Raw genomic sequence first — 13,796 nt, forward strand, 5'->3', positions numbered from 1 at the left:
CACGCCGTCCACCACTCTAACCCCGCCCTGCGACGTTGCCGGGGAACCCGGCCGCCCTTCCAGGCGCATCTCCAGCCCCGCCGCCTACGCTGATGCCATGGCGCGACTTCAAGCCGACGCATCCTCCGCTCTCTGGGTACCGGTGACCCGCTCATTCGGGTTCAAGGGACGGCGACATCGCAAGGCGGCGATCCGCATGCTCATGCAGCAGGCGAGCGGTTCGACCGGCGTGCAGACCGGCGGCAAGGTCTTCGCATGGCTGATAAGTCAGGCCGCCCCGGCGATGATGCGCAAGGCCGACGGCCGCGTGCTCGTGTGGATGTGGAAAGACGACCCCGGCCTCGTCGTGGCCATGGCGCAGCTGCAGGTGGCGACGCCGCAGATGCGCACGGCGCGGGCGATGATGCCGATGGAGTACGACGACACCGTCTCGTTCCGCAACCCGCATCTCGGTGAGGGTGAGAAGCTCGTCATGAAGGTGCCGAAGGACACGACCAAGCCGCCGTTCGCCACGTACACGTGGGACCTGGGAACGCACATCGTGATCCTCACCGCCGTCGGTGCCGATCGCGAGCGCTTCGGTACGGTCGACGGCTCGCTCGACGACCTGGCACGCACGCTGCGCGTCGTCGACGACCTCACCGTCGACGAGAACAACGTGCTGCGGCTCGACCCGAGCTGATCAGTCCGTCGTGCCGGCAACGACGGCCTCGCCCGAGAGCCAGCGCAGCCACCGCGCACCGGGGTCGCCTTCCAGCACGAGGGCGCGCACGAGCAGCGTGAGCGGGATCGAGAGGATCGCCCCGAGCGGCCCGATGATGAACGTCCAGAAGATGACCGAGAAGAAGCTCAGCGTGAGGCTCAGGTTCACGGCGTCCGCCACGAATTTCGGCTGGACGAGCACCTGCAGCACGACGTTGACGACGCAGTAGATCGCGATCACGGCGAGCATCATCGGCCAGCCGCCGACCACGAGCGCCAGCAGCGCCGGCGGGATGAGGCCGATGATGAACCCGATGTTGGGGATGAAGTTCGTCACGAAGGCGAGGATCGCCCACACGATCGGCGCGGGGATCCCCAGCCACCAGAGCGCGAGGCCGTCAAGGATCGCGACGACGGCGCCGAAGCTCGCGTTGACGATGTAGTACCGGCGCACGCCGATGTTGAAGCGCTGGAAGCGCTCGACGGTGGGGCGGATGCTGCGGCCGAACTCCGCGTCGGCGCGCGCGTACCGCGCTCCGTCGACGGCCATGAAGATGATGTAGGCGAGCACGAAGAACAGTGCCATGAGCACGTTGATCACCGTGCCGCCCAGCGAGGTCACGTAGGAGAGGATCTTCGAGGCGTCGAGGAAGGTGCCCGCGGCATCCGACATCTGCTCGTCGAGCCCCAGCGAGCTGAGCCAGGCGACGACGTTCTCGCCGGTGGCCTCCAGGTCTTTCGCGTAATCCGCGACCAGGTGCGCGAACTGGAGGCCGGCGAACACGAGCAGCAGCACGAGGAAGATCAGCACGATGTATGCCACGGCGATCACGGCCGTGGTCGCAAGCCATCGCGGCCAGCCGGCGCGCTCCAGCGGATGGCGCAGCGGGTGGCAGATGATCACTATGACCGCCCCGAGTGCGAGCGGGCCGACGAGATCACGAGCGAACCAGAGCCCCGCGAGGGCCACGACGGATGCCGCCAGGATCAGCAGGACGCGCAATGCGGGGCCGAGCGCGGCCGGCTGCGCGGCGGCCGGCGGCACGGCGGGCTGATCGCGGGATTTCACCTGGCCAGCGTAGCGGGCGTCACTCATCATGCAGCGCTGGCACCGCTACCGTGGCCGTGTGAGCGAACGCAACATGGTCGAGCTGCCCGGTGGAACATTCCGCATGGGCTCCGAAGACTTCTATCCCGATGAGCGCCCGGCGCACGACCACGAGGTCGCAGCCTTCTGGATCGACCGATACGAGGTCACCAACGAGGACTACGCCGCGTTCGTCGACGACACCGGGTACGTGACCGTCGCCGAGCGCGAGCTCGATCCGGCGAAGTTCCCCGGTGCCGACCCGGCAGACCTCGTCCCCGGGTCGATGGTGTTCACGCCGACGGCGGGACCCACCGACTTGAGCGACTGGCGCAACTGGTGGCGGTGGCAACCCGGCGCGTACTGGCGGCGGCCGGAGGGCCCCGGCTCGAGCATCGACGAGAAGCTGCGGCATCCCGTCGTCCACATCGCCTATGAGGACGCCGCGGCCTACGCGTCGTGGGCGGGACTGCGCCTGCCCACGGAGGCCGAGCAGGAGTACGCGGCCCGCGGCGGGCTCGTCGGCGCGAAGTTCGCCTGGGGTGACGAGCCGTACCCCGGCGCCACAGCGCTCGCGAACTCGTGGCTGGGGCGCTTCCCGTACGACAACCAGGGCGTGGGCGGCACGGCCCCGGTGGGCTCGTATCCTCCCAACGGGTACGGCCTGTACGACATGACGGGCAACGTCTGGGAGTGGACCACCGATTTCTACACGCCCCGGCACCTGCGCCTCGCTGATCGACCCGTCGACGCCGGCAAGCGCACGAATCTGCTCGCGCGTGCGAGCGCGCAGGAGGGCTTCCCCGACATCCCGCGTCGCGTGCTCAAAGGCGGTTCACACCTGTGCTCCCCCGACTATTGTCTGCGGTTCCGCCCGGCGGCCCGCTCCCCGCAGGCGGAAGACACCGGGATGTCGCACATCGGCTTCCGTTGCGCCCGCGACGCGTGACGCGGGGCCCTCACCCGCTGGGGATGAGGCGTCGGCGATGGGGACGGCGCAACCTCGGTGGCATGATGAGCGCATGACGCACTCCGAGGTGCCGAAGGCTCCATCCACTGCCGAAGGCATCGCGGCCGGGCGCGCGCTCCGCGCTCGCACGCCGCTCCGCGAGCTCGCGCGACTCGGCGACGGGTCGCGCGATCCGATCGGCATCCTCGCGCGGCAGAACGAGACGCGCGTCGCGGACCTCGTGCCGCTGCGCACCGAGCGGATGAGCGCGAGCCCGTTCACGTTCTATCGCGGCACCGCCGCGCTCATGGCGGCCGATCTCGCGCAGGGACCCTCGAGTGGTATCCGCGTCGCCTCGTGCGGCGATGCCCACGTGGCGAACTTCGGCTTCTACGCGTCTCCGGCGCGCGAGCTCGTGTTCGATCTCAACGACTTCGACGAAGCGGCCTGGGCGCCGTGGGAGTGGGACGTGAAGCGCCTCGTCGCCAGCGTCGTGATCGCCGGCCAGGCCACCGCGCGCGACGATGAGGTGGTGCAGGATGCCGCGCGCCGGGCCGTCCGCGTGTATGCACGCGCACTGCGCGCAGGGCTGAAGCTCTCCCCCGTGCAGCGATACTTCACCCACTTCTCCGCCGAGGCCGCCGTCGCCGGACTCGACAAGGCATCGCGCACGGCGCTGCGATCGGCCACCCGCGATGCGCGCAAGCGCACCGGCGAGCGCGCCGCCCGGAGGACCACCGGGACCAACGCCGACGGACGACGCGTCTTCGTCGAGAACCCGCCGGCGCTGACGCACGTCGAGCCGGCGCTGGTGCGCAGCATCCACTCCCTCGTCGACCAGTACGTGGACTCGGCGAACGTCGACATCCGCGTGCTGCTGCAGGGGTACCGCGTCGCCGATGTCGCGCACCGTGTCGTCGGTGTGGGCAGCGTCGGCACCCGCTGCTTCCTGATCCTCCTCGAAGACGGCGACGGCGGCACGCTGCTGCTGCAGGCCAAGGAGGCCGGGCGCAGCGTGCTCGTCGAGCACGGCGGCGTCGCACAGCCGGAAGAGGTCGAGGCGTTCACGGCTGAGCATGGCCAGGGCGGACGGGTGGTCGCCCTGCAGAGGATTCTGCAGGCGGCATCCGACCCCTTCCTCGGCTATCTGCGGTCGTCAGCCGACTCGCTCGGCGGCGGTGCCGACCTGTACGTGCGGCAGTTCCACGACATGAAGGGCGGCATCGACATGGAGACGCTCGACGACGTGCCGTTCGCCCGCTACGCCGAGGCCTGCGCGGCCGTGCTCGCTCGCGCACACGCGCAGTCGCCGGCGGCGGCCGCAGTGGCGGGGTACGTCGGCGGCGGACGTGCCGTCGCCGAGCCTGTGCTGGAGTGGGCGTACGGGTACGCCGCGCTCTCGCGCGAGGACTACGACGCGTTCCTGGATGCCGCGGCCGCGGCGTCCGCGCCCTGACTTCACCCCGCACACATCGATGAGAGAACACCTGGCGGACGAGGATGCGGGTATTTCCCTCTCTCTCGGCGACCAGTTGTTCTCTCACCGGTTCATGAAGCGGGAGGCGGGCCGTGCTCCGCGAGCCACGCGTCGCGCGTGGTCGCCGTGGTCTGCAGCAGCCAGGAGTCGGTGATCGTCTCGCGCAGGAGCTGCAGGTCGACGCCGCCGAGCTCGGTGAGCACCGCCGGCCACGCCTCGAAGTGCGGGATGTCGAAGAACGCGTTCGGAAAGGTCTCGAGCAGCCCTGCCTTACCGTCCAGGCCGTCGGTGCGGATGGCGACGACGACGCCGTCGGGCCAGGTTCGGCCGAGGGCAGCGAGCTTGGCGAGATCGGCCTTGCGCGGGCCGCGCTCCCAGACCACCTGTCCGGCCTTCGTGCGCCAGGATGCACCGCCCCCGTGCCCGTTCACGGACTCGGTCACGTCGGGGAACTCGGCGCAGATCGCGCGCACATCGTCGAGCGTCGCCATACCCGCGATTGTCCTCCCGCGCCGCGGCCGCGTCCAGGTCCGTCCGCCCGGCCCACCCGCCCCGCCCGGCCTGCCCCGTGAGAGTGCAGCTGGTGGACGAGGGAGCGGTTGGTTCCCTCTCTCTCGGCGACCAGTTGCACTTTCACCGAAATCGAGGCGGGCGGCACACTAAATCTACCAGTTGGTCTATTTTGCGCTACGCTCGTCGGGGCCCGCACCGCGGCGGGTCCGGATCACCGGAGGTGCCGATGCCTGCTCGTCCCCTGTCCCGTCTGCTCGCTCTCGCCGGGCTCACATCCCTCGCCACGGTCATCTCCGTCGCTGCGCCCGCGTACGCCGCGCCCGTGACGACCGCGAGCGCGGCGACCGGCACGGCCGCAGCATCCCTCACCACGCTCCACTTCGCCGTCACCGTCGGTGCCGACGATGCGACGTCCTGCGATGTCGTCGGCGACCTGTACATGCCGGCCGGTGCTTCGTCGAGCAGCCGCGTGCCGGCCGTGCTCATGACCGACGGCTTCGGCGGATCGAAGGACGGTGTCGCGCCGATGGCCACGATGTTCGCGGGGCTCGGTTACGCGGTGCTCGCGTACTCAGGGCTGGGATTCGGCGGATCGACCTGCCCGGTCTCGATGGACGATCCGCAGCTCGACGGGAAGGCGGCCCAAGACCTCGTCAGCTACCTGGGCGGTGCCGACGGGATCGCGTACGAAGACGCCGCACACACTGTTGCGGCGCCGGCTCTCGACACCGTGGCCATCGACCGCCGTGCACACGACGGCGTCCGGCACCAGAACGACCCGCGGGTCGGGATGGTGGGCGGCTCCTACGGCGGCGCCGTGCAGTTGGCCGCGGCATCCGTCGACCCGCGCATCGACGCCATCGTGCCGGCCGAGACCTGGAACGACCTCGGCTACTCGCTGTTCCCGAACGGCACGGCGACGACGTCCGGCGTGACGAGCTCGACCCCGGGCGCGATGAAGATCCACTGGGGACTCACCCTCGGGCTGCTGGCTTCGGCGACCGGGACCGGCGTCGACGACACCCAGCCGGTCGCTCTGCTCGGCTGCGAGCACACCGTCTCGGCGGTGTGCCAGACGCTGATTCACGGTGCGGTCCAGGGCTACCCCTCCTCAAGCGACCTCGCGGCTCTGCGCAAGGTCTCGCCGGCGTCGTACCTCGAGAACGTCCGCGCCCCGACGCTTCTGATCCAGGGCGAACGCGACACGCTCTTCAACCTGAACGAGGCGACCGCGACGTTCGAGACGCTCCGCGCGCAGGGCACGCCCACCGCCATGATCTGGCAGCGCTCGGGGCACACCGACTCCGAGCCCGCCCCCGGCGACATCGACTGGAGCGCGCCCGATCCCGCCCAGTACGCCACCGGCCGGATGGTCGATTGGATCGAGCGCTACGTGCGCGGCACCCGCGTGGCCACCGGACCCCTGTTCGCGTACTACCGCGACTGGGCCGACGACGACAGCGATCCGACCGGGGCCACGGCGTTTGCGACATCCGACGTCTTTCCCGTCGCCGATGCCGACCCGCTGTACCTGTCCAGCGGCGGCCATTTCGTGAACGACCCGCGCGACATCGTCGACGGCACCTGGGGGCTCGTGACACCGGCCCTCGGACTGCCGACCAGCGCCGACCCGACCGACATCCTCGACGATCTGCTCGACGGCAGCCTCGGCACCGGAACCGAGGCCGACGCACCGGGAACCAGCCTGCAGTGGACCACGCGGACGCTCGACGAACCGCTCGACATCGCCGGTTCGCCGACCCTCGATCTCAAAGTCTCGTCGCCCGGTGCTCAGCTGACGCAAGCGCTCGGCACGCGCGGCCAGCTGGTCCTCTTCGTCAAGGTGCTCGATGTCGCGCCCGACGGCAGCGCCACCCTGGTGGGCCGGCAGGTCGCGCCCGCGCGCATTCCCGATGTCTCACAGTCGTTCACGACGCGGCTGCCGGGGCTCGTGCACCGATTCGAGGCCGGGCACCGCATCCGCGTCGTGGTCGCTGCCGGGTCGGCGAACTACCGGGGCGGCCTGTTCGCGCACGCGGTGACGGTCACGACCGGGTCGGAGGCCCAGGCGCTCGCACTGCCGACGCTCGCGGAGTGACGGGAAGGATGCCGCAGCGCGGCCGCTCGGGTCAGGACGCCGCTTCGTCGGCCTTTTCGAGGGCGTCGGGCCGCAACTCGGCCACCGGGCGCGCTGCGACGGTCTCGACGCCGAACAGCGCGGTGACGGCGTCGGCGAACTCACCGGCGCGACCGTCGGCGGCCAGCTCGCGGGCGCGCACCGACGGGCCGTGCAGCAGCACCCCGGCCAGGTGTCGCAGCGCGGCCTCGGTCTCGGGCGTCGTGTCGCCGCGCTTGCGCGCCCAGGCAATCTCGCCGTCGAGCACGTCGAACACATGAGAGCGCAGCATGACCAGTGCGGGGGTCACGGCGTCTTCGGCGGTCGCGCGGCGGTACTCCGCGAGCGCCTCGTCGACGAGCGTGCGCGCTTCGGCGGTCGCACCCAACTCGGGCAGCGGCGCGTGCGCGCGGAGGGTCTCGAGATCGAGCAGCTCGGTCTCGGGCACCGCCGCGACCTCGGGGGCGACGTTGCGCGGCAGACCCAGGTCGATGATGAGCCGGCGCTCCAGGGCGCCCGGCAGTTGGCGTGCGGAGGCGAGCATCGCGGCATCCACTATCACCTGCGGCGCGACGCTGCAGGCCACGACCACGTCGCTGTCGGCGAGGGCCCGCTCAAGCCCACCGGCAGGCACCGCGGCGATGCCATGACTCGTGGCGAAGGTTGCCGCCCGGCCGGTGCGTGAGTACACACGCACGTCGGTGACGCCGCGGTCGCGCAGGGCCGCGAGGCTCGCGCCGGCGTAGCGGCCGGTCCCCACCAGCAGCACACGGGCCTGCGCCCAGTCGGTGATGCGCGTGGCGGCCATGTCGAGTGCGAGACGCACGACCGATCGGCCGGCACTCGAGAGCTCGGTGCGGTTCTTCACGCCGCGCGAGGTGCGCGACGCCAGCTGGAACACCCGCTCGAGCTCGCGCGTCGCGGTGCCGCGCTCACGCGCACCCTCCAGCGCGCGCCGCACCTGGCCGGCGATCTCACCCTCGCCCACGACGATCGACTCGAGGCCGCTGGCCACCGAGATCGCGTGCTCGGCGACCGCCTCGCCGTGCAGCAGAATGCCCGCTTCACGCACCTCGTCGCGCGCAAGTCCGGTCGCCGCGGCGACCGTGTCGGCCAGACGAGTGGATGCCGCATCCCACGGCAGCGCGTCGGTCGCGGCATCCCGCACGTCGAGGTACACCTCGAACCGGTTGCACGTCGACAGGATCACGCTGCCCTCGACTCCGGGTGCCGGATCGGACAGCCGCGCGGTCACCTCGTCGGCACGACGCTCGAGCCGCTCGACGACGTCGAGGGCGGCGGAGCGGTGGCTGGACGAGAAGCAGAGGAGCACGGGATTGAAGGATACCCCGCCCACCTGTGCGATCCGGCCGAGGCGTCGCGGGGCGTCACGCCGGCGCCTTTGCCACGGCCCGCCCGAGAGCCGTTCTCATCACGGTCTGAGAGAATCGGCCGGGTGAGTGCTCAGCCCGACCGCGCCCCGCTGCCCGCCGACCATCCGTTGTCGACGGGGGCGACATCCACCTCCCCCCTCGTGCAGGCGTATCGCGGCGTGCGCGGCGCGACGCTGCCCGTCTGGTTCATGCGCCAGGCCGGACGCTCACTGCCCGAGTACCGCGAACTGCGCACCGGCCTCGGCATGCTCGACACGTGCCTCGACCCGGCACTGGCGAGCGAGATCACGCTGCAGCCGGTGCGCCGCCACGGTGTCGACGCGGGAATCTTCTTCAGCGACATCGTCATCCCGCTGCGGCTGGCGGGCATCGGCGTCGAGATCCAGTCCGGCATCGGACCCGTCTTCGACCGCGCCGTCCGCAGCGCGGCCGACGTCGACGCGCTCATCGAGACCGGCACATTGCGCGCCGACGACGCGGCGCTCGACCCGATCCGCGAGGGCGTGCGCCGCACAGTGGCCGAGCTCGGGTCGACGCCGCTCATCGGGTTCGCCGGCGCCCCCTTCACCCTGGCCGCGTACCTCGCCGAGGGACGCCCCTCGCGCGATCACCTCGCCGCCCGCCGCCTCATGCACAGCGAACCCGACGCGTGGGCGCGCCTGCTCGCCTGGTGCGCCGACGTGACCGGAGCGTTCCTGCGCGCTCAGTTGCTCGCCGGCGCCAGTGCGGGCCAGCTGTTCGACTCGTGGGCCGGGTCCCTCAGCCGCGCCGACTACGCCCGCCACGTCGCGCCTGCGTCGGCCCGTGCGCTCGCGCACGCGCACGATCTCGGCGCCCCGCTCGTGCACTTCGGCCTCGGCACCGGAGAGTTCTTGACCGAGATGCGGGATGCCGGAGCCGACGTCGTCGGCATCGACTACCGCCTGCCGCTCGACGAGGCCTCGCGCCGCCTCGGCGGGTCGGTGCCGCTGCAGGGCAACATCGACCCGGCGCTGCTGGCCGCGCCCTGGGCCGTGCTCGAGGAGCACACCCGCGATGTCGTGCGCCGCGGCCGCAGCGCCCCCGCACACGTCGTGAACCTCGGCCATGGCGTGCCGCCCGACACGGATCCCGCCGTGCTCACGCGCCTGGCAGCGCTCGTCCACGAGCTCGGTGCGGACGAGGCCACCGGAGCCGGTCGTTGAGCGAGCGCACGGCGGGCCCCCGGTCGTTGAGCGAGCGCAGCGAGTCGAAACGCCGCTCCGGGATGCCCGACGCGTTTCGACTCGTCGCTCCGCTCCTCGCTCAACGACCGGAGCCTCAGCCAGCCCGCACCGGGTCGGCCCGATGACCCGCCTCATCGTCATCGGCGGGGGCGCCGCCGGGTTGGTCGCAGCGCGTGAGGCCGCGGCATCCGGCGCCGAGGTGACCGCCCTCGAGGCGAAGTCATCCGTCGGCGGAAGCATCGCCCGCCACGACGTCGCCGCCCTCACCCTCGACGCGGGCGCCGAGAGCTTCGCGACCCGCGGCGGAGCCGTCGCCCCGCTGCTTGATGAGCTGGATCTTTCCGACCGCATCGTCTGGCCGCACATCGCCGGGTCGTGGCTGCACCTGCCCGACCGCACCGTGCCGTCGCCGAAGGGCGGGATGCTCGGCATTCCGACAGACCCGCAGTCGCCGGAAGTCGTCGCCGCGATCGGAGTGGATGCCGCAGCCCGCGCCGCCCATGACCTCGACGATCCGCTGCCCGCCGGGTTCGCGCCGGCAACGCTGGGCGCGCTCGTCCGCGTGCGGATGGGCCAGGCCGTGCTCGACCGGCTCGTCTCCCCGGTCGCGAACGGCGTGTACTCGACGCCGGCCGACGACCTCGCCGTCGACGCCATAGCCCCCGGGCTGCGCGCGGCCCTGACCCGCACCGGCTCGCTCGCGCGGGCCGTGCGCGAGCTGCGCGGCGGCATCGCGGCCAAACCCGGGGCTGCGGCCGGCGGCCTGCGCGGTGGCATGTGGACCCTCATGTCAGCGCTGGCCGATGACATCGGCGCGCGCGGCGGCCAGGTGCTCGTCGACGCGCCGGTCCGCGGCATCCATCGCGACGGCGACACGTGGCTGGTCGACGTCGATCGCGGCGAGACCCTGCGCGCCGACGCGGTCATCGTCGCGACCGCTCAGTCGGCGGCGGTGCGGCTGCTGGGTGGGCTGATTCCGTCGGCGGAGTGGCCGGCACCCACCCGCGTCGACCTCGCGACGCTCGTGCTCGACGCCCCCGCGCTGGACGCCGCGCCCCGTGGCACCGGACTGCTCGTCGCCGACGACGCGCACGACGTGGTCGCGGCGAAGGCCCTGACCCACGCGAGCATCAAGTGGGCCTGGGTCGCCCAGCAGGCCGGCCCCGGCCGCCACGTCGTGCGCCTCTCGTACGGCCAGGCCGGGCATCGCAGCCAGGCTGCGGACATCGACGACGCTGCGCTCCAAGAGCTGGCGATGCGGGATGCCGCGGCCCTCCTCGGCGTGCGCCTCGAAGCCGCGCAGCTCGCCGGGTTCGCCCGCTCGACCTGGACGAACGCCGTCTCGCTCGCCGCACGCGGGCAGGCCGAGCGCGTCGCCGCCGTGCGCGAGGCCGTGGCCGCGGTGCCCGGGCTCGAGGTCGCCGGCACCTGGGTCGCCGGCACGGGACTCGCCTCGGTCGTGCCCGACGCGCGGGCCGCGGCATCCCGCGCCGTCGCTCGCTGAGCCGCGTCGCTGCCACGTCACAGCCGCCCAGCGCAGAAGCGCGCCAGATCTTGCAGATGACCTGAAGCTTTTTTGGGGTTTCACAACCGACGGACGGATGATTGACGTCGTGTCCGATCGTGTCGCGTCCTCCCCCGAATCCGCCCCCACCGTCTACACCCTCTGGGCCGCGTTCGCGCGCCCCGCTGGCGCCGCCGTCCCCACCGAAGCGCTGAGCACGGCCGCCGCCGACCTCGACGCGGCCATCGCCGAGGTCGAGGCCGCCGGGGTCACCGTGCGCGGCACCTACGACGTCTCAGGATTCCGCGCCGACGCCGACCTGCTGTTCTGGCTGCACGGCCCCACGCCCCGCGAGCTCCAGGCCGCGCTGCGCACGCTCCGCCGCGTGCCCGCGATCGCCGCTCTCACCCCGCGCCAGACCTTCGTCGCCGTGCACCGCGATGCCGAGTTCAACAAGCGGCACATCCCCGCCTTCGTGCGCGGCGTCGAGCCCAAGCCGTGGCTGGCCGTCTACCCGTTCGTGCGCAGCAAGGACTGGTACCTGCTGCGCGACTCCGAGCGCAGCCGCATGCTCGCCGAGCACGGCCGTGCCGGCGCCGGCTACACCGGCGTGCTCACCAACACGGTCGCGGCGTTCGCACTGGGCGACTACGAGTGGGTCGTGCCGATCGAGAGCGACGAGCTCGTCGACCTCGTCGACATGATGCGCGACCTGCGCTACGTCGACGCCCGGCGCCACGTCATCGAAGAGACACCGTTCTTCACCGGTCATGTCGTCTCGACCGCCGAGGTCGCCGAGGTGCTCTCGTGACCGCGTTCGACGCGATTCTGCTCGCGAGCTTCGGCGGTCCCGAGGGCCAGGACGACGTCATCCCGTTCCTGCGCAACGTCACCCGCGGTCGCGGCATCCCCGACGAGCGGCTCGAAGAGGTCGCCGTGCACTACCGCCACAACGGCGGCGTGAGCCCGATCAATGCCCAGAACCGTGCCCTGAAGGCCGCGCTCGAGACCGAGCTCGCCGCCCGCGAGATCGAGCTGCCGGTGTACTGGGGCAACCGCAACTGGAACCCGTACTTCGCCGACGCCGTGCGCGAAGCGCATGCGGCCGGCGATGACCGGCTGCTGGCCGTCGTCACGAGCGCCTACACCTCGTACTCGGGCGTGGGTCAGTACCGCGAGAACTTCGAGCAGACTCTGGCCGACACGGGCCTCGAGGGCACCGTCACCATCGACCGGCTGCGCGAGTTCTTCGACCACCCGGGCTTCGTCGCTCCCTTCATCGAGGGCGTGCGCGACGCGGTTCGGGACACTTCGTCTCGCCCTGCGGGCTCGCTCAGTGCAGGTGCCGCAACCCCGACGCATGTGCTCTTCGTGACGCACTCGATCCCCAACACGGCGGCCGAGGCATCCGGTCCCGAACACGGCCCCGGCGGCGCGTACGTCGCCCAGCACCTCGCCGTGGCCGACGTGATCGCCGCGTCTGCGGCGCCCGGTGTCGCGTACTCGCTCGCGTACCAGTCGCGTAGCGGCGACCCGCGCACGCCGTGGCTCGAACCCGACGTCAACGACGAGATCCGCCGGCTCGCGGCGAGCGGTGTGCAGCACGTCGTCGTCGTGCCGATCGGCTTCGTCAGCGACCACATGGAGGTCATCTGGGACCTCGACACCGAGGCCGCCGAGACCGCCGCCGAAGTGGGCATCGGCTTCTCGCGCGTCGCGACCCCGGGCGTGCACCCGGCGTTCGTGTCGGGCCTGGTCGACCTCATCGAGGAGCGCCTGAACGACGTGCCCGACGCCGAGCGTCCGCACCTGACCGCGCTCGGACCATGGCCCGATCATGCGACGGTCGGCGCGTCCCAGCGGGGGACAGCCGACGCCGAGCCTGCGGTGGTCCGATGACCCTGCGCGTCGGCACCCGGGGCAGCGCCCTCGCGACCGCCCAGACGCAGCAGGTCGCCGATGCGCTCGCAGCGGCGCTGGGCGGCGTGGACGTCGAGATCATCCGCATCACGACGCACGGCGACACCTCGCGCGCGTCGCTGTCGAGCCTGGGCGGCACCGGCGTGTTCGCCACCGCACTGCGCGACGCGCTGCGTGAAGGCCAGTGCGATGTCATCGTGCACTCGTTCAAAGACCTGCCCACGGCGCCTTCGCCGGGTCTTGTGGTCGCCGCCGTCCCGCCACGCGAAGACGCCCGCGACGTCGTCGTGACCCGCGACGGCACCCCACTCGAAGACCTGCCCGCAGGCTCCCGCGTCGGCACCGGCTCGCCGCGGCGCATCGCCCAGGTACGCGCCGTGCGACCCGACCTTGAGGTCGTGGATATCCGCGGCAACGTCGACTCGCGCCTCGCGCGCCTGCACGCCGCCGGCGCCGATCGGCTCGACGCGGTCGTGCTCTCGGCCGCCGGGCTCAACCGTCTGGGCCGCACCGAGGTTCCGGCCGAGCCCATGCCCCTCGACTCCTGGCCTTCGGCCCCCGCGCAGGGAGCCCTGGCCGTCGAGGTGCGCGAGGCCGACGCCGCCGGTACGCCCCTGGCCACTGCGCTCGCGCAGATCGCCGACCCTGCCAGCGCCGCGTGCGCCACCGCCGAGCGCGGTGTGCTCGCGGGGCTCGAGGCGGGTTGCTCGGCCCCGATCGGCGCGACGGCACAGGTCGACGGCGACGCCCTGACCCTTTCGGCCGCCGTGTACAGCCTCGACGGACAGCGCCAGATCTCGACGACCGTGACCGCGAGCGGCGCCGACGCGAGCGAGCGCGCGGCCCGCGAGGTCGTCACCGCCCTGCGTGACACCGGCGCGGACGAACTCAACTGATGACGCGGGCCGCCGCCCGCGTGAGGAAGTGAA

General features: G+C 72.0%; 12 protein-coding genes. 9 read left to right on the top strand and 3 right to left on the bottom strand.

Translation table 11 applies throughout. The annotated features are described in order from the left end of the window. The first annotated feature begins 97 nt into the window (after positions 1-97). Entirely contained in the window at positions 98-682 is a 585-nt protein-coding gene (locus tag PU630_RS15075) for a hypothetical protein (RefSeq protein ID WP_275277876.1), read from the top strand. Here the strand turns inward: PU630_RS15075 and PU630_RS15080 are convergent, their stop codons facing one another. Then, positions 683-1,771: an AI-2E family transporter gene (locus PU630_RS15080; protein WP_275277877.1), complete on the bottom strand. Its 1,089-nt coding sequence runs from the start codon at positions 1,769-1,771 to the stop codon at positions 683-685. Between the two features lie 73 nt (positions 1,772-1,844). Between PU630_RS15080 and PU630_RS15085 the strand changes: the two genes are divergently transcribed. Both PU630_RS15085 and PU630_RS15090 read left to right on the top strand, forming a co-directional pair. Then, positions 1,845-2,738, top strand: a complete 894-nt coding sequence (locus PU630_RS15085) for a formylglycine-generating enzyme family protein (protein WP_275280118.1) — start codon at positions 1,845-1,847, stop codon at positions 2,736-2,738. Positions 2,739-2,811: 73 nt separating this feature from the next. Then, a complete protein-coding gene (locus tag PU630_RS15090; protein ID WP_275277878.1) occupies positions 2,812-4,194 on the top strand; it encodes a DUF2252 domain-containing protein in 1,383 nt (460 codons plus the stop codon). A 92-nt stretch (positions 4,195-4,286) separates the two neighbouring features. Here the strand turns inward: PU630_RS15090 and PU630_RS15095 are convergent, their stop codons facing one another. Beyond that, entirely contained in the window at positions 4,287-4,706 is a 420-nt protein-coding gene (locus PU630_RS15095; protein WP_275277879.1) for a hypothetical protein, read from the bottom strand. Positions 4,707-4,954: 248 nt separating this feature from the next. Here PU630_RS15095 and PU630_RS15100 point away from each other — a divergent pair, with 248 nt between their 5' ends. Continuing rightward, positions 4,955-6,826, top strand: coding sequence for a CocE/NonD family hydrolase (locus PU630_RS15100; protein WP_275277880.1), 1,872 nt, complete (start codon positions 4,955-4,957; stop codon positions 6,824-6,826). Positions 6,827-6,857: 31 nt separating this feature from the next. Here the strand turns inward: PU630_RS15100 and PU630_RS15105 are convergent, their stop codons facing one another. Next, positions 6,858-8,177 (bottom strand): glutamyl-tRNA reductase, encoded by a 1,320-nt coding sequence (locus PU630_RS15105; RefSeq protein ID WP_275277881.1) that lies wholly within the window; start codon positions 8,175-8,177, stop codon positions 6,858-6,860. Positions 8,178-8,291: 114 nt separating this feature from the next. Here PU630_RS15105 and hemE point away from each other — a divergent pair, with 114 nt between their 5' ends. From hemE to hemC, 5 genes are all read left to right on the top strand, one after another. After that, the gene (hemE, locus tag PU630_RS15110; RefSeq protein WP_428982010.1) at positions 8,292-9,422 is read left to right on the top strand and encodes a uroporphyrinogen decarboxylase; all 1,131 of its coding nucleotides are present in this window, start codon (positions 8,292-8,294) and stop codon (positions 9,420-9,422) included. A gap of 142 nt (positions 9,423-9,564) precedes the next feature. Further along, the gene (locus PU630_RS15115) at positions 9,565-10,947 is read left to right on the top strand and encodes a protoporphyrinogen/coproporphyrinogen oxidase (RefSeq protein WP_275277883.1); all 1,383 of its coding nucleotides are present in this window, start codon (positions 9,565-9,567) and stop codon (positions 10,945-10,947) included. 97 nt (positions 10,948-11,044) lie between these two features. Beyond that, on the top strand, positions 11,045-11,758 hold the full coding sequence (gene hemQ, locus PU630_RS15120; RefSeq protein WP_428981963.1) for a hydrogen peroxide-dependent heme synthase: 714 nt from the start codon (positions 11,045-11,047) through the stop codon (positions 11,756-11,758). After that, a complete protein-coding gene (locus PU630_RS15125) occupies positions 11,755-12,846 on the top strand; it encodes a ferrochelatase (RefSeq protein WP_275277885.1) in 1,092 nt (363 codons plus the stop codon). The genes hemQ and PU630_RS15125 overlap by 4 nt, the downstream gene beginning before the upstream one ends. After that, positions 12,843-13,763 (top strand): hydroxymethylbilane synthase, encoded by a 921-nt coding sequence (gene hemC, locus PU630_RS15130; protein WP_275277886.1) that lies wholly within the window; start codon positions 12,843-12,845, stop codon positions 13,761-13,763. The genes PU630_RS15125 and hemC overlap by 4 nt, the downstream gene beginning before the upstream one ends. Positions 13,764-13,796: the final 33 nt, after the last annotated feature.

The sequence above is a fragment of the Microbacterium horticulturae genome, from assembly GCF_029094505.1.
GTDB classification, from domain to species: Bacteria; Actinomycetota; Actinomycetes; order Actinomycetales; family Microbacteriaceae; genus Microbacterium; species Microbacterium horticulturae.